Genomic DNA, 20,360 nt, shown 5'->3' with positions numbered 1-20,360 from the left:
ACCAGACGGCTTTTATATTTTATCAAATCTCAAATCCTTTGTCAAGAACTTTTTTGATTTATTTTTCGTCGCCTCGGCTCTCGCCTGACGACATTTAAATATATTACTCGTTTTGCTTTAACTTTGCAAGTCTTTTTTTCAAAAACTTTTTTAAAGCTCTCGAGCTCTTCGTCATCTTTCAAGACGACTTTATTAATATATAATACTTAACTTGGTTTTGCAAGTATTTTTTTATTAATTAAATCTGTCCTTCAAAAGACGACTTAATTAATATACCTTAGTCAACAGATTTAAACAAGTACAAATTTTAAATGATTATTGTCTTAAATCATGTTAAAGTTGATACATCAACACTTAGAGGAGGTTTTAAAAATTAAAAAAGTTGATCTCGCAATTATAGGTGCCGGTCCTGTTGGATTATTTGCAGCTCATTTTGCTCACTTGCATGGCTTGTCTAATTTAATCTTCGATTCATTATCTGAGGTTGGTGGTCAGCCCCAAATGCTTTATCCATTTAAACAAATTAGTGACATCCCTGCTTATAATACAATCAGTGGAACAGCCTTAATCCAAAATTTAAAATCAGGTTTACCAAAGGAAACCGAAATTATTACTAATCATAAAGTTAATGATGTTAAAAAAAGCGACGACGGTTTCATCTTAGATGATATGGTATTAGCCAAAAGCATTATTATTGCTACAGGTGCAGGAGCATTCAAACCTAAAGAATTACCATTGAAGATGAATGAAGATATTCAAAAAAGAGTCCACTACTTCATTAAAGACCCTAAAGATTTTGCCAACCAAAAGATAGGCGTCTTCGGTGGAGGCGATTCTGCTCTTGATTTAGCAATTGAATTGGCAAATTATACAAATGTCAAAATTATCCATCGTCGTAATGAATTCCGCGGTCTTGAATCCAACGTTAAAAAGCTTCGTTCTTTAGCAAACGTCGAAATTTTAACTCCCTATCTTCCAAAGGACATCCAATTAGTTAATAATCAATTGGATATAACTCTTAAAGGTATGGGTGATGTTCAACCACGCCATGAGCAGTTTGATCAAATTATTGTCGCTTATGGTTTCAAAGCTAATAATCGTTTTGTAAAAAAATGGGGAATCGAGCTCAACGGAACTAATATTGCTGTTGATCCAACGATGAAAACCAACATTGATGGAATCTATGCTGCTGGAGACGTAGTAAGCTATCCTGGACGGGTTCCTCTAATTGCTTTAGGTTTTGGAGAAGCTCAAATCGCTATTACTTCTATTATGCGTGATCTATTTCCAGAAAAAACTTTAACCATTCACTCAACTAGCATTTAGGAGAAAGAAATGACTTTAATCGATTTTATCTTACATATTGATGACCACTTGGTCACAATCGTTAACCAATTTGGTGGTTGGTCTTACTTGATCTTGTTCGCCATCATTTTTATTGAAACTGGTGTAGTTATTTTCCCATTCTTGCCAGGTGATTCACTTATCTTTGCCGCTAGTGCGATGGCCGCTAACCCAAAATATGGTTTAAATATTTGGCTAATATATTTAATCGTTGCCTTAGCTGCCATACTAGGTGACACCGCCAATTATGAAATTGGAGCATGGTCTACTAGAGCAGGTGAAAAACACAGTTGGTTCAATAAATTAATCAATCAAAATAATCGACTAGCTGCAGAAAAGTTCTTTGAACGCCATGGTCCAATTACAATTGTGATCGGAAGATTTATTCCATTTATCCGGACATTTGTCCCCTTTATTTCTGGCGGTAGCAAAATGCATTACGGTAAATTTATTGCTTATAATATTATCGGTGGTTTACTTTGGACAGGATTATTTACTGTTATCGGATTCTTCTTTGGTAACATCCCTGTAGTAAAAGATCATTTCTCAATGATTGTAATTGCCATCATCCTGGTTTCAGTTGTTCCAATTGCCATCGTAGCTTTGAAGAAAAAAATCTCACTCAAAAAAGAGTTCCACTAATGGAACTCTTTTTTATCTTCGTAACAACTTTTCAGCAAAATATAATTCGTAAATAATCCCGGCTACTGCAAAACAAGATGCAAAAAAGCCTTCGGTTAACACATTGATTATCGGATCAGTATTCGGATCGAATAACCAATCATTGTTGTTAAACAACATGTGGTGAAAAATTATAAAAAAACTATCAAAATTGGTTACTGCAAAAGGAAATACTACGATTGGCAATAACAATAAAATAAGTGCTGCAGATTTATCCAAGCTAAGCAGCGCTTTTTTTCTACGCTTTTTAAAAACAAAATACAGCATTAAACAAACAATAAATACGAGTACAGCAAAAACGAATAATTGCTTACATTCCGCAAAATGTTCTGCTGCATTAGCGGATGTGGGAAAATTATCCATTTTAAGCCGCTTTTTAAAGGGCCAGATCAAATAAATCATCAACTGGTTATAATTATGCATTACTTGAAATAAAGACATGTGAACAGTCTCATATGTCTTTTGTACCAGCATAAAAATAAACAAAAGCGGCCAGCTAGCGACAATAGCTCCCACTACACTACTCGAAATGGCAAACAAAAAATGATATATCAGTCCAAAAAAATTATCTTTTGTAATCATAGTTCGAATTCGTCTAAGTTATCAACCACATACGTTGGTTGGCGTTTGCCAACAATATCTTCTTTTTGAGTTACACCCGTCAAAGTTAATAATTGATCTACATCACTATTAAAACCTGCTTTGATATCAGTATCGTAGTTATCACCTACTAGTAAGGCATCATCTTTAGAATATCCTACTTTAGCTAAAGCCTTTTTTACGATGATAGATTCTGGTTTACCAATGTATAACGGATCTACCCCACTAGCCGCTGCAACAAAAACGCACTGAGATCCATTGCCTGGGATTAATTCATCCCCTGTAGGCAAATTCATATCAGCATTAGTACCAATAAAAGTAGCCCCGCGTCTAATCGCTCTTGAGGCTACACGAACTTTATGATAAGTCAAATCCTTGTCCATCCCGACAATAACGTAATCAGGATTTTCCTCATTAAGTTCAAATTCAGTATGCTGCAATAGCTCTCTCCATAAGCCGATTTCGCCAATGATGTATAAACCGATCTTTTTATTTGAATGATCTTTATTCTGACTCAAAATATAACTGGCTGTCGCCATACTTGGCGTATAAATATGATCAGTATCGGTTTCTACCCCGTGTCTCTTTAATTTATCGACCACCATTTGAGGTGTTCTAGTCGTATTATTGGTTAAAAATAAATAATCTTTTTTTTGCTCAATTAAACGATGAACAAATCTTACTCCTGATTCAACAGTATCCTTGCCACGATAAACTGTCCCATCTAAGTCAATTAAAAATACCCGGTAATCTTTCACTAGTTTCCCTTTCTTTTCTTAATAATAAAAGAATGATGACGTCCAAATTCTTTTTTGACTGCAATTGACTGCTTCTTTTTAAATTTGGTTTGATGAACTCGACGCTTCTTGAATGGATTATTTTCAGTTTTACGATATCCCTTGCCGTGACGTCGACGTGAGTGGAAGCGATCATTCTTACGATTACGTTCACGTTCATAATGCGTTTTGCGCGGTCTTTGATGTGAATAATGATGAGTAGGATTAGTTAATTCCAAAATAAAATACGGCCCACCCGGATTACAATATTCAGTTAAATAATCTACGATCGCCATCTCTTTTTTATCAATCGAAGTGCGAGCTTCATCTTTATAAAAGCCTTTTAAGCGCAGGTGGTCACTTGAAACATCCCCTACTAAATAATCATATTGATCCAAAAATGGATCATATTTTTTACGGAGCATTTCTAGATCGAGCGCATCCCGTTCATTAGTGACAATGGTATATAACTGATCATTAATTTTTATACTTTTACCATCCTGTACTACGTTAGCAAGCGGATGACGCAAAGGCTTCTCTTCTTCAAATTTATTTACTTTTTCCTCTGCGCTTTTTTCTGAATTAGTTTTATTTTTTTCTGTCATTTACTTCACTTCTCGATGATAGTGGGTATATTTTAGCTAAATAATTGCCAACAACTTCACGCAAAAATTGAGGGAATAGGAATTCATTTTCACCAACAATAGCTAAAGTCGGGAAGAATGGCACTAATACATAGTGATCAAGGCAAGCGATTTGATACTCTTCTTCTGGATCAATCTCATGACCATTGGCATAAACGATTCGCTTACGAGTATCTACTTTAATTCCCTTGTAATACATTTGCCCAAAGATCTTGCCTCTAAAGCTCATCCCTTGCAAATGAAAATGATCCAAATAATGGCGATTCTTTTCAATTTCCATTACTAAACGCCAAAGATCGCTGCCTTTTAAGGTAGAACGCACAACATGCATAGGATGTGGCAATGCCTTTTGCAAATCATACTGAGTTAAAACTCCACTCTTAAATGGGGTCAAAAATAATCCTGAACTCAAAATTGCTAAATCTGTCTTGGCAAAATCAGCAATCGCATCAAGCGAAACTTGAACTGCCGCAATTTTGTCATCATTAAATTTTTCAGGCAGCTTAGCTACTTTATGTTCAGACAAAAGTTTTTGACCTTTATCATAGTAGCCTTGAATAACTGCCTCATCTTCTGGCATTTCTGGCATTGAAGCTGTAGGAATCGTATCAGGCACGATTTTAGTTACATGGTGGTTTTCGAGTTCAACATGAATATCGCCAACGTAATTACCCCATTTTCCAGTTTGGGTAATCCAAGTATGTTCAACTTTTTCACCATGAGCTAATAGATCATGACTGTGACCACCAACGATCAGATCGATTTGCGGATAATTCTTGGCAAGCCAGCGGTCCATTTTAAGTCCTACATGAGTAATCAGAATCAAAACATCATATTGATCCTTAATTTGAGCTAATTGTTGATCCATTGCATGACCTAGCATTTTGACATGCCAGTGATTAGGACCATAAGTCATGGGATATGCTGCAGTAAGGCCGATTAAAGCAATTCGCGTGTTTTTCTTGGTTTTAATAATTTTATGACCCACTGCCCATTTAGGCATGGATTCGTCTTCTTCACGCAAATTAGCCAAAATTACTGGGAAATCAGCATGATCAAACAATCTTTCTAACACCCAGTGCGGATTAGATATTCCTTCATTGTTGCCAATCGTGATCGCATCATAGTGAAAGCCATTCATTAATTTAATATTAGCTTGGCCTTCAGTTGCATCGGTTAAGGGATGCGAACGATCCATAAAGTCACCGGCATCAAAAGTATAAACTTCATCAACTGAAGTATCTGCCTGAGCCTTTTTTAAATAGCGCCCAATTTTAGGAAAGTGTTCAAAATGTGAGTGTAGATCATTAGTATGTAAAATTCGCAAAGTTTCCATTTTTGTACTACTTTCTATCCAATTCGATTGGCCTTCAATATCATGTGATAAGCATCCAAAATTTTGCCTTTAGGCTTATCCCATTCTACCCACTTAGGATTTTTCCAATCATCTTCATTAGTCAATGTCTGCAAATCATAAGTATCATTGATATATTTTTCATACTCAATTAATGCAGTAGTACGCGGAATATTCAACTGTAATATCCGTACTTTTTTAATTTCACCATGGTCCACCGCTAATTCAGCAATTCCATTTTGATCAATATTAGAAATTTCATAATAACGACTACCATCATTTCTGGTAATCTCTTCAATTAAATCCAATTGTTCCATCAATTTCACCCTTTTGGAATAACAGAATCATACTATAAATAGAAAAAAATGTGTAACCATGCTATTGTTAATATGCGATAGAGGTGTACACATATGAAATTTAAAAGCCAACTATTTTGGGCTCTTTTTTTTAGCTTAATCTTTTTAACGACAAGTGGTTTTACTGTTGTTGGTCACCGCGGCGATCCCATCAAGTATCCTGAAGAAACTATTCAGTCTGATGATTCTGCCTTCAATTCTGGTGCTGATTACGTCGAACTCGATCTCCAACTTTCCAAAGATGGAGTTTTAGTCATCTCTCATGATGACGACCTTGAGCGAGTCACTCATACACATGCAATTGTATCACAAAATAACTTTGAGACACTTAAACAGCTAAAGTACGATAATGGCGAACACGTAATGTCGCTTAATGAATTATTTGAGCATTATAAAAATAAACCTAGCGCCAAATTTGTTTTAGAAACCAAGATTGATCATAGTATCAACCCATCTTACGAATTAGAAGATAAAATTGCTGCAGTAGTTAAGAAGTATCATATGCAAAAACGTATCATGATTCATTCATTTTCTGCAGCAAGTCTGTTTCATTTTAGAAAAATAATGCCTGATGCTTATTTAATCTTCATTGTAGGTAGCTTAAAACGCATTAACTTCAGTATTTTGCCTCAAGTAAATGCCGTAAACGCCGCTTCTGACATTGTTCAAGAGCATCCCTTCTTAATTCACTGGCTCCACAAATTGCATAAACAATTATTTGTCTGGGCAGAAATGGATGAATCACCTGCTCTTTGGCATTGGTTAATTAATCGTAATGTCGATGGAGTCGTTACCAACTTCCCCGCTACTGGGTTTAAATATAAATTAGCCAAAAGTGGTACTAAAAAATATGCTATCAATCGAACAGGAATCTATTTTGGTAAAACTAAGACCCCTACTATGATGAATCCCTATGTCCGAATTAAGGAAAAGAAATACGTTCGACCTAACCAAAAAGTTAATGTAACTTACGGCGTGCGAGTCGACAACAAATTATACTATCAGATAGCAGAAAAAACTTTTATTTCAGCGGAATTCGTCAACTTAGATTTACGCCGTAATGATATTGCACCTTATGAAAATAAAAAAATAATTGCTAAGCCTAACACTAAAGTAGCAATTTATAGTTATCCTGACAATCAAGCAAAAACAAAGAAATTCTTGCCTGCTAACACATTATTTAAAATTCAAAACTTTAATGGCGGTCCTAAGAACATGTGGCTTTACACCAAGAAAGGTTGGATTAAGGCTGATCAAATACTTTTCTACGGCTTTTTCAATAAAAAAGCTTTTCAGCAATATAACAACTTGCCACGAGTAAGCAAATACACGAACTTAGTTTTATTGACTTTCAATCCTAATAAATTAATCTTCACATCAACTTATTGGCAAAAGCGAAAACAAATTAATCAAATTATTCACTAAATTAAAAAAAAGCAGTTTTTATCAACTACTTCTTTTTTTGATACTTTTTATTGATTTAAAGTACTTTGTTTTTTAACTAATTCATATGGCAATTCAATATGAGTTTCGTCAACTTCTTCATTATTCATCAACTTAGTTAACATTCTCATAGCTACCGCACCCATATCATAAAGTGGCTGCTTGATTGTAGTCAAGGCTGGACGAACAACAGAAGCAAGTTGAGTTGCACTTGCAGTAACAATTTCCAAATCCTCTGGTATCTTCTTGCCTGCATCCATGGCTGAGTTCAAAATACCAACAGATGAAATATCACGGGTAACAATTACACCATCGATACCATCTTTAACGAGTTGTGGGTATAAATTGTAACCATCTGAATAATCCTTAACCCCGGTGTAAACATGTGGTTCACCCAGATTATTCTCTTTGATAAAGTCTTTGTATGCTGGAATTCTATTTTCACCATTTACCACTGCATCTTCATCACCAACCACGAGTGCCAAGTTCTTCTTGCCATCGTGCATTAATAAATTCAATGCTTCGGTATCAGCTTTCTTATAATCAATAGTTACGGATGCAAACTCATCGCGATTATCCTTAGTCCCAGCTAATACTACTGGAGTATTAGTTCTCTTAAATGCTTCTGCAGCTTCGTTTGGCAAACGGTTTGACATGTAGATCACGCCATCTACTTGCTTATTAAGCAAACTTTGAATTACTTGATCTTCCTTCATCAAACGATTTTCAATACTGGTAATGATAATGTTATACTTGTATAAAAGTGCAATATCATCAATACCCTTAGATAATTCTGCAAAATATAAATTAGTCAAATCTGGGACGATTAACCCTACTGTAGTGGTACGCTTAGATGCTAAACCTTGCGCTACAGCATTTGGTTGATAGTGTAATCTTTTAATTACTTCAAGAACACGATCACGTGTCTCTTTTCTCACATTATTATTGCCGTTAACAACACGAGAAACTGTCGCCATAGACACCTTAGCTTCTCGAGCAACATCATAAATTGTAACTTCTTGTTTATGCATCGCTTATTCTCAGTCCTTCCGAAAAATCCTTCACCTTAATTTATCATTATTTTGCTCTAAGTGCAAACGTTTACAGATTTTCTTTCATTTTTTCATACAAAAACATGATATACTGACACTAAACTAACAAAAAAAGAGGCTATTTATGAACTTAGATAAATTACAACAATGGCTGCAAGATTCAAACAATGATATTGCATACATTTCTAACCCAATTACTATTTCTTACTTCACGGGATATTCTATGGATCCTCATGAACGTATCTTTGCTTTGCTCGTATTTAAAGATGCAGATCCTTTTATTTTCTGCCCTGCTTTAAATGTAGAAGAAGCAAAAGATTCTGAATGGAACGGTGACGTTTTTGGTTACCTTGATTCAGAAGATCCATGGGAATTAATCGCCAACAACGTAAGAAAGAGAACTAAAGATACTCACACCTGGGCTATCGAAAAAGACGATCTTTCCGTTGCTCATTACCAATACCTGCGCGGCGAATTTCCAAATGCAAGTTTTACTAATGATGTTTCTTCATTCATTGAAAGACTTCGTCTTTACAAGACACCAGAAGAAATTAAAAAATTACAAGGCGCTGGTGCCGAAGCTGATTTTGCCTTTCAAATTGGTTTTGATGCAATCAGAACCGGTGTGACTGAAAGAAGTATTGCTGGTCAAATTGATTACCAATTAAAGATTCAAAAAGGCGTAATGCACGAAAGTTTTGAAACGATCGTCCAAGCTGGTAAGAACGCAGCTAACCCACACCTTGGTCCAACTATGAACACTGTTCAACCTAACGAATTAGTTTTATTCGACTTAGGTACTATGCATGATGGTTACGCATCTGACTCAAGTAGAACAGTCGCTTATGGTACGCCATCAGACAAGCAACGTGAAATTTACGAAGTTGACCGCGAAGCGCAACAAGCCGCAATTGAAGCTGCTAAGCCTGGTATTACTGCTGAAGAACTTGATAGCGTTGCTCGTGATATCATTACTAAAGCCGGCTATGGCGAATACTTCATTCACCGTTTAGGCCACGGTATCGGTAAAAATGTCCACGAATATCCATCAATCGTTCAAGGCAATGATTTAGTTCTTGAAGAGGGGATGTGCTTCTCCATTGAACCAGGTATCTACATCCCTGGCTTTGCTGGAGTAAGAATTGAAGACTGTGGTGTCGTAACCAAGGATGGTTTTAAGACATTTACACATACCAATAAAGACTTGAAGATTATCCCTGTTAGAGATTAATCTAAAATTTAGACGCAAAAAAAGCTGACATGACGTCAGCTTTTTATTTTGCGATGAATAATTGATTATTCTTCTGAATTATCTGGAGTTGAGGCAGTATTGTCATTTTCAGCATTGTTCAAATCATCAACTGATTTTTCTGCGTTATCGCCATCAGCAACATCATTGTCCTTGTTTGAATCATCAATAACGATGTCATCGAAGTCCTTTAATTCTGAATCATCTTCAACGTTCTTTGGGAATGAAGCTAATTGATTCTTAACGATTTCAGTACCATTGTCGTACTTCTTCTTCAAATCTTGAAGTTTATCGTTGTCTTTAATCTTGTTCTTAACATCATCAACTTGTTCATCACTAACAAGTAATGAACCTGCAATAAAGCCTGCTGCACAACCAGCTACAGCACCTAATACGAAACTTGCAAATTTTTTCATAGTGAAATCCTCCTTTATTAATTTTCACCTCTACGGCGTCTGCGTCTTGCAAAAGCAGTAGCCGCAATTGAAGAAACAAGACCAGCGTGACTAAAATGATTGCTACTAAAGCGTTTAGCGATCTTCTTTGATGAATCATTCAATTCTGATACGCTCTCACCCAAATCAGCAGCAGCTTTTACTACTGGATCCAACGTCTTCATTTTACCATTAACATCGATCATTAGGTCGTTAGTTTGATCTAATAAATTATGAGTTTGATCCATCAGACCATCCATATCTTCAGAAAGCTTCTTCATTGATTCATTAGTTGTCTGAATAGTAGCACTTGTTTCTTTCAAAACTTTTGCTGTACGAATAAGCATAGGGATCGTAAATAATACTAAAATTAAGAATGCAATTGCGGCAATTAAACCTGCTAAAGCACCATAAGAAATTGTCATCTTCTAACTTCTACCTCCATATACCATCTAAAAAAAGTCTAGCATGAATATACTTTATTCTCAATTAATGTCTTGTTATTCTTTTATTATAACCTATTAAATTCAAGAAAGGATATTATAAAACTATTTATGAAAATACCCACATTACCTACTCATTTCAGTCTGCATAAAATTCAGTTCAATTGGGACAAAATTGGGCAAAATTTTCTATCAATTATTTGGCAACTAGCCATTACTACCCTAATCTTTTACCTTTTATCCCACTTTGGTCACAAGATAATTAACAACTACTTGGCTAGACACAATACAATTAGAAATAAAAGGACTAAAACAATTACTGCTTTAATCAACAGTATCTTTCAATATACCTTGATATTCTTTTATCTTTTCGGTATTTTATCCATTATCGGCGTGCCAGTGGGAACTTTATTAGCCAGTGCCGGAATTTTCTCTCTTGCCTTAGGTATGGGGGCCCAAGGTTTTGTGAGTGATTTAGTTAACGGCTTCTTCATTTTAAGTGAAGACCAATTTGATGTCGGCGATACAGTTTCCATTAATGGTCAAGTCGGTACTGTAGATCAATTAGGTCTTAGAACCACTCGATTAAAAGCATCAGATGGTTCAATAATTTACATTCCTAACCGCAATATTACGATTGTACAAAATCTGGCCCATAATGCTATTGGACTAACTATTAATCTTGAATTAGATGCAGACAATGACTTTAGTCATATCACCAAAATTATTAAAGAGGTTAATAAATCAATTAAACCTGAAAAAGGCACCGTTTCTTCTGGCCCTTCAATTATTGGGGTTACTGGGCAAAATGGACGCACAGTTACCTATGGCGTTTATTTTAAGGTAAAACCTGAAAAGCAATCGATAGTTAAAAATTTATATTTAGGTAAATACATTCAAGCTTTGCAAAAAAATGATATTAAATTTGCAACAACTGCTAGTACAATCAAAACTAGCGCATAGAAAAAAGTGTTTAGAACGAAAAATTCTAAACACTTTTTTAATTGAATTGTTTTAGCCAATCAGGCAATTCTTGCAACAATTTTCTCACTGCATTACCACGATGAGAGATTTCATTTTTCTCATCTGTTGTCATTTGTGCAAAAGTCTTACCCTTTTCAGGAATAAAGAACAGTGGATCATAACCAAATCCATCTTCACCGCGTGGTGCAGCAAGGATCCGGCCTGAACAAGTACCTGAAACAACTAGATCTTTATCAAACTCACCTGGCATTGAAACAACGATCGTCGTCCAAAACTTGGCCGTTCTCTTTTCATCAGGTACACCGCCTAAATTAGCCAACAACTTGGCATTATTCTTGGCATCATTATGAGCTTCACCAGCATAACGAGCACTTCTTACGCCAGGTTCACCATTTAATGCATCAACCATTAAGCCTGAATCATCCGCAATTGTTGGTAATCCTGAAAATTCTGCTAACTCATGAGCTTTAATCTTGGCATTTGCTTCAAATGTTCTTCCACTTTCAATTGGATGAGGCGGATTATCTAAATCTGCATTAGTTTTAATTTCAACATCCACTCCAGCTCTTTTAAAAGCTTCCTTTAATTCCTTAGCTTTTCCTTGATTGCCAGTCGCAAATAAAATTTTCTTAGTCATTATAAATTCCTCGTATCTACTTGATGACTAGTCAAATCTGCTTGTCCTAAAAATCTTCTCCCCATTTCTGAGAATTTATCAGGATCTCCAGTGGTGTAGTATTCATGTTTTCCAGCTTGATCAGATGAACTAAATAAACCATCACGCCGCATAACATTAAAAGTATATTGTGCTACTTGATCAGCAGGATCTACGATTTGAATCTTATCACCTAATGCTTCCGCAAATTCATTTTGAATTAGTGGATAATGCGTACAGCCCAAAACAAAAGTATCAAAATCTTGACCCTTAAGTGGGGCAATACTGCGTTTTACCGCTGCTAAGTTTGTATCATAATCCTTTTGACTTTCAATGAGTGGAGCAAGCTCTGGCGCTGCAACTTCCATCACCTTGATATCAGGATCTCTGAATTTAATTTCTTTTTGATATGCATGTGAGTTAATCGTTACCGGAGTTGCTGCTACTGCGACTTTTTTATTTTTAGTCGTTCTAGCCGCGGCTAAACTACCTGATTGAATAACCCCGATAACTTGTTGTTCAACTTCATTTTGCAAAGTTGGCATTGCTACTGCAGTAGCTGTGTTGCAGGCAAAGATAATCAACTTTACTTTCTTTTGCAATAAAAACTTCACACTTCGGCGTGTAAGTTCAATAATTCGTTCACGACTTTTATCACCATAAGGCATATTGGCACTATCACCAATAAAAACAGTAGATTCGTGAGGCAACTTTTCAATTACTTTTTTAACAACTGTAAAGCCGCCAACACCCGAGTCTAACAATCCAATGGGACGATTATCCATAATAAAAACCTCTTATTAAGAAAAAATTATTTTCTACTCCTACTAGTTTACGGTAAAATAAAAAATAATAAAAGGGATGAATAAGTTTATGACAGAAAACGCAAACGAACACGTATATTTTATTAATCAACTTTACCGTGACTTTCTTTTACCAACTATTTTAGGTGATGACGATGCCCCTATTCTTTATTGGGCTGGCAAAAGAATTTCACGTCACTACGACTTAAGCGATTTTGATGATTTGATTGATTTCTTCCATATGGCTAAATTTGGTACTCTTGTAAAAACCAAAGAAAGAAGAGCCTCCATCACTTTTGAATTAAGCGGTCAAAATATCGAAGACCGTTTAGACAGTGATAGTAAAGAATTTTCTCTTGAAAGTGGCATGATTGCCGAAACCGTACAAAAGGAAACTGGTAAAATCACCGAAAGTGAAATTACCATTTTACCTAAAGAAAAGAAAGTTCAAATCATTGCTCGTTTTGGCTAAAAATTTAGCAAAAAAGATAGCTTTTTTATAGACTATAATTTATTATTACTATATGCTTTACCTTAGATTAAAATATTTTTAGATTTAGATATAGGAGTAATAAAATGCTTAAGGAATTCAAACAATTTATTGCACGCGGAAACGTTATTGATTTAGCAGTAGGTGTGATTATCGGTGCAGCTTTTACAGCAATCGTAAAATCACTTGTTAAAAACTTAATCAATCCGCTAATCGGTCTTTTTATCGGTAGAATTGACTTGTCTAACTTAACTCTTAAAGTAGGAGAAGCTAATTTTAGATACGGAAGTTTCCTAAATTCCATCATCAATTTCCTTATTATTTCCTTCATTGTCTTCTTAATCGTAAAAGCCGTTAATAAATTTACGAAAAAGGAAGAAGAAGAAACTCCAGCTGCTCCAACTGAAGTAGACTACTTAAAAGAAATCCGTGATCTTCTTAAAGAAAAAGAAGCATAAAAATAAAGCTTGTGGCTTCGCCACAAGCTTATTTTTTTATTTTAATTAACCAGCGTATTGATCCAAAATTTGGTTCAACTTTTCCTTTGGAGTGTAACCAGTTAAACGATCAACAATTTGACCATTCTTCTTAATAATCAAAGTTGGGATAGCCATAATACCAAGATTCTTAGCAGTTTCTTGATTGTGGTCAACATCCATCTTTGTAAACTTAACATCTTGACGTTCTTCTGCCAATTGGTCAATTACTGGTGATTGCATCTTACATGGACCACACCAAGTTGCCCAAAAGTCTGTTAAAACAACGCCATCTTTAGTTTCTTCTTCAAAATTTTGATCAGTAATTGCATCAACCATATGCTTTACCTCTTTCAATTAATATCGTTTTATCTTTAAATCTATATTAATAATATATCAGTTTTACTTACTTTTTACAAGAGGATTGCTTACTTTAATTTAACAATTGTGGCACCATTACCGCCTTCGTTAGCAGGCGCGTAATTAAAGCCTTTAACGTGGTTACTGCTACGCAAATATTGCCAAACGCCTTTACGGATTGCACCAGTACCGATCCCATGAATAATAGTTACAATATCTAAACCTGCCAGTAATGCGGAATCAATATAACGATCTAAATTAGTCATGGCTTCATCGTAGCGTTGACCACGCAAGTCTAACTCGCTATGTGCATTACTACGTCTAATTGCACTTGTTGCTCTAACCAATTTTTTCTTAGGTTGTGTATTATTCTTATCGATTCTCTCAATATCGCGGTCACTAACTTTGACTTTAATGATCCCCATTTGAACCTCATATTCATGTTCAGACAATTTCTTGGTAATAGTACCTGTTTGTCCATATGAAAGGACCTTTACTTGATCCCCTACACTTACATGATGACGCCGTTTTTCACGCTGTAAGACTTTATTATGGGCTAAATTGTGGGCCTGACGCTCTAGGCTATTAAGTTCACCCTTAGCTTCAATAATTTTATTTTCTTTAACGCCAGCATTTTTCTGCTTTTCCAGCTCGGCAATAATTTTATCAGCCTTTTTACGTCTCTTAGCTACAACTTCATTAGCTCTTTCTTGCGCAAAATCGAGTTGCTTTTGAACACGTTGGTTGTACCAATCAAGCGCTTGTTGCAATTTTTGTTCAAGTTTTTGACTGCGATCTAAACTCGTTTCGAATCGGTTGCGAGCTGTAGTAGCCGCCTTAGTTTGCGCATTTAATTTAGCAATCATCTTATTAATATCAGAATCCTCATCTGACATTAAGTTTTGCGCATTTTTAACTACATCTTCACGCATCCCCAGCCTACGAGCAATCGCAAAAGCATTACTGTGACCTGGAATACCAATTTGTAAATGGTATGTTGGTGATAAAGTCTTTAAGTCAAATTCCATCGATGCATTAGTAGTGCGTGGTCTGTTATATCCGTAAAGCTTCAATTCAGGATAGTGCGTAGTGACCATGATCTTAGCATCTTTCTTGCGCAAAAAGTCCAAAATGCTAATAGCTAAACTGGCACCTTCTTCTGGGTCGGTTCCTGCACCAATTTCATCAATTAAAACCAAGGTTTCTTTATCTACATTTTTCATAATGGCAATAATGTCATTAATGTGTGATGAAAAAGTACTTAATGATTGTTCGATTGATTGTTCATCACCAATGTCAGCGTAAACTTCTTTGAATACGCCAACTTTACTGCCTTCTTCAGCTGGAATAAATAAACCAGACTGAGCCATCAATTGCAGCAAGCCAGCGGTCTTAAGAGTAATAGTCTTACCACCGGTGTTTGGCCCAGTAATCAGCATTGTATCAAAATCGCCGCCTAAACGAATATCATTAGGAACAACTTTTTCTGGATCAATTAATGGATGGCGTGCATTTCGTAATTCCAGCGAATGATCCTGAGTCAACTTAGGCTCGCTAGCTTTCATTTGCTTAGCCAATTTTGCCTTTGCTTGCAAAAAGTCTAAACGAGTTAATGCATTAGCAATATTATTGATGCTATCAATTTCTTCTCTAGCTAAGCCAGACAATTTTTTCAAAATATTGCGGATTTCTTGTTTTTCTTGAGCAATTAAGTTTTGCTGGTGGTTGTTCAAGTTCAAAACTGCTTCAGGCTCAATAAATAAAGTCTGACCACTTGCACTTTGATCATGAACTACCCCACCAAACTTGCCACGATATTCCTGCTTAACTGGAATAACATAGCGATCATCACGAATAGTAACGATTTGTTCAGACAAGTACTTGCTGCTATTTCCTTTGGTATAAGCATCCATCCGGTTCTTAATGTCTTCTTCGTTACTACGCATATCGTGACGCAAACGTGCTAATGCGCTTGAAGCTGTATCAAGTACTTCACCATCATAATCAACAGATTTTTTTAATTCTTTAAATAAAAGGTCTGGAACATCTAACTGATCCAAAACTGAATCGATAGCTGATAAGTTAAGCTTTTCATCATCAACATCTTCCAGAAATTCGTTAATCTCATTGGCTAAGCTTAAAACAAGAAGTAAATTACCCAATTCCTGAGCATTCAGATTTGCTTTTACACTCAATCTTTTAGTGCTAGGATGAACATCTTGAAAATCAGTTAACGGAAGTTGTCCTTTAACTCGCAATAAGTCAGCCAATGCTAAAGTTTGTTTTAATTCATTTTGTACTCGGTCAAAATTACCACTCGGTCTTAACTTCAATGCCGCATCTTTAGCTGGAGCGGTAATTGCTAATTTACTTAATCTTTTAGTAATTTCACCGAACTCTAAGATCTTTAAAATTTTATCATTCATAGCTATTTATATTTCTTTTTATAAACTAACAAAAAGGACCAGCCGCAGCTAGTCCTTTTTTATTATTTACCACTTAGGCGATCATCATCCAAGAAAGTATTCAAAACTCCTTGTACCATGTCCCATTCATCATCAGATTCAATCTCATGCAAATCACTGCTAGTGACATCACCTGCGTCATCTGCATCATAACTGAAAGCCTGTACTTCAATATCTTCATCGTCCCCCACAGCGGCTGGATAAAGAAGTACGTATGACTTATCATAATCATCTGAATGAAAAGTAAATAATACTTCATACAATTCTTCATTACCTTGATCATCGATCAAAGTAATTTGACGATCTTGATCGTCACCATTAACTTGTGCTGCCATATTAATCCTTTCGGTGTAAATCCAAATAATTTTGCAAGATGAGCACCGCTGCCATCTGATCAATCACTTGTTTACGTTTTTTACGATCATGAATACCTGCATCTTCTACGAGTACTCGGCGTGATTCGATAGTTGTTAATCTTTCATCAGAATAATGCACGGGCAAGCCAAACTTTTCTTCGAGTCTTTTACCGTAAGCCTTACTGCGGGCAACCGAAGCTCCCGAAGTGCCATCCATATTCTTAGGCAGACCTAATACAAAGCCATCTACTTCATATTGTCTAACTAACTTTTTTAATGGACGCATCCCAAAATTATATCTGGTTTCATCAATTTTAATAGTTTCTAACTTCTGTGCAGTAATTCCTAATTCATCACTGACCGCAACACCCACAGTTTTAGAGCCTATATCTAAACCTAATAATCGCATTATTTATTCTTACCAAGATAACTCTTAACGAGTTCCTCAATAATTTCATCACGTTCGTGCTTAAGAATTAAGTTACGGGCATCATTATGCCGTGGAATATAAGCAGGATCGCCAGAAAGTAAGTAACCTACAATCTGGTTGACAGGATTATAGCCCTTTTCTTCAAGCGCATTGTAAACATCTTGCAGAGTGTCATAAACATTCTTTCCTTTATTTTGGTTAAAGTCAAAATGCATAGTCTTATCTAGCGAACTCATATTTATTCCTCCTGTCAACAATTTTACTTGAAAAAAAGCTTAAACACAATTAATTAATTCTTAGTTCTTTGAAATTTCTTCGATTACAGCCTTGATAGCGTTGTTAAGACCTTCTGGCTTCTTACCACCGGCTTGAGCCATGTTAGGACGACCACCGCCGCCACCACCAAAAATTGGAGCAGCCTTCTTAATTAAGTCGCCAGCCTTAAGACCCTTGTCTAAGGCCTTTTGATTCAAGCTAATAATCATATTAGCCTTGCCATCATTTTCAGCAGCTAAAACTAAGACGTCTGACTTGTTGCCACTCTTCCAGTTGTCAGCAAGTTCACGAAGGTCGTTCATGCCGTTAACATCTGCAATAGTAGCAATTACAGTCAAGTCACCAGCTTGTTTTACATCATCAAAGATTTGACCAGCCTTAGCTTGGTTGATTTGCTTAGTCAAAGTTTCAACTTGCTTTTGACTATCATGTAAGTCACTTTCAAGTGAGTCAATCTTATCAATAATGTTGTCTGGCTTAGTTGCCTTAATTTCTGTTTGAATATCATCAAGTAAACCTGAACGATTTGCTAAGTATTCGTATGCCTTCTTTGAAGTTACAGCTTCAATTCTACGCATACCAGCACCAACAGCTGATTCAGAAGTAATCTTGAAGATACCGATTTGGTTAGTGTTATCACAGTGAGTACCACCACAGAATTCTGATGAGAAGTCACCCATTTGAACAACACGAACCTTGTCACCGTACTTACCATCAAAGAGGGCTAAAGCACCCATCTTTTCACCTTCTTCAGGTGTAGTGATAGTGGTCTTAACATCGATAGCTTCCCAAATCTTTTGGTTAACTAATTCTTCAACTGACTTAATTTCACGTGGAGTCATTGGTTCCATAGCAGTGAAGTCAAATCTCAAGTAGTCAGGATCAACTAATGAACCTGCTTGGTGAGTATGTTCACCTAAAACTTGACGAAGTGCAGCGTGAAGCAAGTGGGTTGCTGAGTGTGAGTGACGTAAACCTTCACGACGTTCCTTGTCGATCTTCAAAATATATTCCTTGCCCTTTTCCATTGGCAAAATAAGGTCAACAAAGTGCAAGTTTTGGTCGTTTGGAGCGTGTTGGACATCAGTTACCTTAGCAACAAGTTCACCATCTTGATCATAAATGTTACCGTGGTCGGCAACTTGACCACCACGTTCTGCATAAAATGGAGTCTTGTCAAAGACTAAGGTTGCGTGTTCGCCATCAGCCTTGTCAACTAACTTATCGTCAACAACGATGTCAAGAAGCTTGGCATGTGGTTCTTCATAAGTATCACGTTCAAAGACTGACTTGTCCTTAATGTTCATCAAAGTTACATCTTGACGACCCATTGATTGAAGATCACCACGAGCCTTACGTGCACGTTCCTTTTGAGCTTGCATTTCAGCATCAAAGCCCTTCTTATCAACCTTAAGGCCAGCATCTTGAGCTGATTCAAAGGTCAATTCGTATGGGAAGCCATAAGTATCAAACATCTTGAAGGCATCCTTACCTGAGATAGTCTTGTCATCTGACTTCGTAGCCTTATCAATTAAGTCATCAAGCAAAGTCAAACCAGTATCAAGAGTAGCTTGGAATCTTTCTTCTTCGTTTTGAATTACGTTTTCGATAAAGCCGCGTTGATCCATAACTTCTGGGTAGTGGCTTTGCATAATCTTACCAACAACTGGTACAAGCTTGTAAAGAAAGGCCCCCTTGATGCCCAAACGTTGACCGTTAAGGTCGGCACGACGAATCAAACGACGAAGAACGTAACCACGACCTGAGTTTGATGGAAGAGCACCATCAGCAATAGCAAAACTTACGGCACGAACGTGGTCGGCAATAATCTTGAATGCAGTAGTGTCCTCTTTGTTTTCACCGTACTTCTTACCGTCAGTCATTTCTTCAGTAGCGTGAATAATTGGCAAGAATAAGTCAGTTTCAAAGTTAGTTGGTGCATCTTGCAAAATTGAAAGTACACGTTCAAGCCCCATACCAGTATCGATGTTCTTGTGTGGTTGGTCTACGTACTTACCATTTGGCAAGTGGTTGTATTGTGAAAATACGATGTTCCAAATTTCAAGGTAACGTGCATTTTCACCACCTGGGAAGTTTTCTGGATCGTCTTCAGCAACGTCGTTGTTTTCTTGACCACGGTCGTAGAAAATTTCAGTATCAGGACCACATGGACCTTCACCAATATCCCAGAAGTTGTCTTCTAACTTAACAATATGGTCTGCTGGCATACCAGCTTTTTCCCAGACACGTTGTGAATCAACATCTTTTGGATAAACAGTACAGTAAAGCTTTTCCTTTGGTAAGCCAAGCCACTTAGGACTAGTTAAGAATTCCCAAGCCCAAGGAATAGCTTCATCTCTAAAGTAATCACCTACTGAGAAGTTACCAAGCATTTCAAAGAAAGTTTGGTGACGAGCGGTCTTACCAACATTTTCAATATCGTTAGTTCTGATTGACTTTTGAGAAGAAGTAATTCTGTGGTTCTTTGGTACAACTGAACCATCAAAATATTTCTTCATAGTAGCAACACCAGAGTTAATCCAAAGAAGAGTTGGGTCATCTTGTGGAATAAGTGATGCACTTGGCATAATCATATGGCCATGATCCTTGAAGAAGTCAAGGAACATTTGGCGAAACTCTGAACTAGTTAGTTTCTTCATTTTTATCTCCCATAAACAAAATAAAAAAC

Annotated in this window: 23 protein-coding genes; 7 read left to right on the top strand and 16 right to left on the bottom strand. The window is 36.4% G+C overall.

The window, feature by feature from the left end:
- The first annotated feature begins 330 nt into the window (after nt 1-330).
- On the top strand, nt 331-1,326 hold the full coding sequence (locus CP355_RS05605; protein ID WP_162606866.1) for an NAD(P)/FAD-dependent oxidoreductase: 996 nt from the start codon (nt 331-333) through the stop codon (nt 1,324-1,326).
- Between the two features lie 9 nt (nt 1,327-1,335).
- Nucleotides 1,336-1,986, top strand: coding sequence for a VTT domain-containing protein (locus CP355_RS05600; protein ID WP_025005164.1), 651 nt, complete (start codon nt 1,336-1,338; stop codon nt 1,984-1,986).
- 12 nt (nt 1,987-1,998) lie between these two features.
- On the opposite strand, the gene CP355_RS05595 is transcribed toward CP355_RS05600, so the two are convergent.
- From CP355_RS05595 to CP355_RS05575, 5 genes are read right to left on the bottom strand one after another with little or no spacing between them, the layout of a single operon-like run.
- Complete coding sequence (locus tag CP355_RS05595; protein ID WP_098036973.1) at nt 1,999-2,607, bottom strand: TIGR01906 family membrane protein; 609 nt, start codon at nt 2,605-2,607, stop codon at nt 1,999-2,001.
- Nucleotides 2,604-3,383: a TIGR01457 family HAD-type hydrolase gene (locus CP355_RS05590; protein WP_098044070.1), complete on the bottom strand. Its 780-nt coding sequence runs from the start codon at nt 3,381-3,383 to the stop codon at nt 2,604-2,606. Before CP355_RS05590 ends, CP355_RS05595 begins: the two co-directional genes overlap by 4 nt.
- Nucleotides 3,383-4,006 (bottom strand): YutD family protein, encoded by a 624-nt coding sequence (locus tag CP355_RS05585; protein ID WP_098044069.1) that lies wholly within the window; start codon nt 4,004-4,006, stop codon nt 3,383-3,385. The genes CP355_RS05590 and CP355_RS05585 overlap by 1 nt, the downstream gene beginning before the upstream one ends.
- Nucleotides 3,990-5,381, bottom strand: a complete 1,392-nt coding sequence (locus CP355_RS05580; RefSeq protein ID WP_098044068.1) for a bifunctional UDP-sugar hydrolase/5'-nucleotidase — start codon at nt 5,379-5,381, stop codon at nt 3,990-3,992. The genes CP355_RS05585 and CP355_RS05580 overlap by 17 nt, the downstream gene beginning before the upstream one ends.
- A gap of 14 nt (nt 5,382-5,395) precedes the next feature.
- Entirely contained in the window at nt 5,396-5,716 is a 321-nt protein-coding gene (locus tag CP355_RS05575) for a hypothetical protein (protein WP_025005169.1), read from the bottom strand.
- Between the two features lie 93 nt (nt 5,717-5,809).
- Here CP355_RS05575 and CP355_RS05570 point away from each other — a divergent pair, with 93 nt between their 5' ends.
- Nucleotides 5,810-7,180, top strand: a complete 1,371-nt coding sequence (locus CP355_RS05570) for a glycerophosphodiester phosphodiesterase (RefSeq protein ID WP_098044067.1) — start codon at nt 5,810-5,812, stop codon at nt 7,178-7,180.
- 47 nt (nt 7,181-7,227) lie between these two features.
- Here CP355_RS05570 and CP355_RS05565 read toward each other — a convergent pair whose 3' ends face one another.
- Nucleotides 7,228-8,229 (bottom strand): substrate-binding domain-containing protein, encoded by a 1,002-nt coding sequence (locus tag CP355_RS05565; RefSeq protein WP_087176020.1) that lies wholly within the window; start codon nt 8,227-8,229, stop codon nt 7,228-7,230.
- A 145-nt stretch (nt 8,230-8,374) separates the two neighbouring features.
- On the opposite strand from CP355_RS05565, the gene CP355_RS05560 reads away from it, so the two are divergent.
- A complete protein-coding gene (locus CP355_RS05560) occupies nt 8,375-9,481 on the top strand; it encodes a Xaa-Pro peptidase family protein (protein ID WP_098036978.1) in 1,107 nt (368 codons plus the stop codon).
- A gap of 65 nt (nt 9,482-9,546) precedes the next feature.
- Here CP355_RS05560 and CP355_RS05555 read toward each other — a convergent pair whose 3' ends face one another.
- Together CP355_RS05555 and CP355_RS05550 are read right to left on the bottom strand one after the other, a co-directional pair.
- On the bottom strand, nt 9,547-9,915 hold the full coding sequence (locus CP355_RS05555) for a hypothetical protein (RefSeq protein WP_025005173.1): 369 nt from the start codon (nt 9,913-9,915) through the stop codon (nt 9,547-9,549).
- A 17-nt stretch (nt 9,916-9,932) separates the two neighbouring features.
- Nucleotides 9,933-10,358 (bottom strand): DUF948 domain-containing protein, encoded by a 426-nt coding sequence (locus tag CP355_RS05550; protein WP_003627742.1) that lies wholly within the window; start codon nt 10,356-10,358, stop codon nt 9,933-9,935.
- Between the two features lie 129 nt (nt 10,359-10,487).
- On the opposite strand from CP355_RS05550, the gene CP355_RS05545 reads away from it, so the two are divergent.
- A complete protein-coding gene (locus tag CP355_RS05545) occupies nt 10,488-11,339 on the top strand; it encodes a mechanosensitive ion channel family protein (RefSeq protein WP_098044066.1) in 852 nt (283 codons plus the stop codon).
- A 37-nt stretch (nt 11,340-11,376) separates the two neighbouring features.
- On the opposite strand, the gene CP355_RS05540 is transcribed toward CP355_RS05545, so the two are convergent.
- Nucleotides 11,377-11,997, bottom strand: a complete 621-nt coding sequence (locus CP355_RS05540; protein ID WP_098044065.1) for an XTP/dITP diphosphatase — start codon at nt 11,995-11,997, stop codon at nt 11,377-11,379.
- Entirely contained in the window at nt 11,997-12,800 is an 804-nt protein-coding gene (murI, locus tag CP355_RS05535; RefSeq protein WP_098036979.1) for a glutamate racemase, read from the bottom strand. The genes CP355_RS05540 and murI overlap by 1 nt, the downstream gene beginning before the upstream one ends.
- A gap of 76 nt (nt 12,801-12,876) precedes the next feature.
- Between murI and CP355_RS05530 the strand changes: the two genes are divergently transcribed.
- Together CP355_RS05530 and mscL are read left to right on the top strand one after the other, a co-directional pair.
- The gene (locus CP355_RS05530) at nt 12,877-13,290 is read left to right on the top strand and encodes a YslB family protein (RefSeq protein WP_098044064.1); all 414 of its coding nucleotides are present in this window, start codon (nt 12,877-12,879) and stop codon (nt 13,288-13,290) included.
- A gap of 104 nt (nt 13,291-13,394) precedes the next feature.
- Nucleotides 13,395-13,766 carry a large-conductance mechanosensitive channel protein MscL gene (mscL, locus tag CP355_RS05525; RefSeq protein ID WP_025005178.1) on the top strand — a complete coding sequence of 124 codons (372 nt, stop codon included), beginning with the start codon at nt 13,395-13,397 and terminating at the stop codon, nt 13,764-13,766.
- Between the two features lie 45 nt (nt 13,767-13,811).
- Here the strand turns inward: mscL and trxA are convergent, their stop codons facing one another.
- The 6 genes from trxA to alaS all read right to left on the bottom strand — a co-directional run bounded on the left by trxA (nt 13,812) and on the right by alaS (nt 20,331).
- A complete protein-coding gene (trxA, locus tag CP355_RS05520) occupies nt 13,812-14,123 on the bottom strand; it encodes a thioredoxin (protein WP_014563092.1) in 312 nt (103 codons plus the stop codon).
- A gap of 89 nt (nt 14,124-14,212) precedes the next feature.
- A complete protein-coding gene (locus CP355_RS05515) occupies nt 14,213-16,570 on the bottom strand; it encodes an endonuclease MutS2 (RefSeq protein ID WP_098044063.1) in 2,358 nt (785 codons plus the stop codon).
- 62 nt (nt 16,571-16,632) lie between these two features.
- Entirely contained in the window at nt 16,633-16,944 is a 312-nt protein-coding gene (locus CP355_RS05510; RefSeq protein WP_025005180.1) for a DUF1292 domain-containing protein, read from the bottom strand.
- A 1-nt stretch (nt 16,945) separates the two neighbouring features.
- The gene (gene ruvX / locus CP355_RS05505; RefSeq protein ID WP_025005181.1) at nt 16,946-17,374 is read right to left on the bottom strand and encodes a Holliday junction resolvase RuvX; all 429 of its coding nucleotides are present in this window, start codon (nt 17,372-17,374) and stop codon (nt 16,946-16,948) included.
- Complete coding sequence (locus tag CP355_RS05500; RefSeq protein ID WP_003627753.1) at nt 17,374-17,631, bottom strand: IreB family regulatory phosphoprotein; 258 nt, start codon at nt 17,629-17,631, stop codon at nt 17,374-17,376. The genes ruvX and CP355_RS05500 overlap by 1 nt, the downstream gene beginning before the upstream one ends.
- Nucleotides 17,632-17,691: 60 nt before the next feature.
- Nucleotides 17,692-20,331 (bottom strand): alanine--tRNA ligase, encoded by a 2,640-nt coding sequence (gene alaS / locus CP355_RS05495; RefSeq protein WP_098044062.1) that lies wholly within the window; start codon nt 20,329-20,331, stop codon nt 17,692-17,694.
- Between the last annotated feature and the right edge of the window lie 29 nt (nt 20,332-20,360).

It is taken from the genome of Lactobacillus sp. UMNPBX4 (assembly GCF_002554115.1).
In the GTDB taxonomy this organism is placed as follows: Bacteria; Bacillota; Bacilli; order Lactobacillales; family Lactobacillaceae; genus Lactobacillus; species Lactobacillus gallinarum.
Note: the sequence above shows the minus strand (reverse complement) of the source record. Positions and strands in the feature narration are given on the sequence as shown.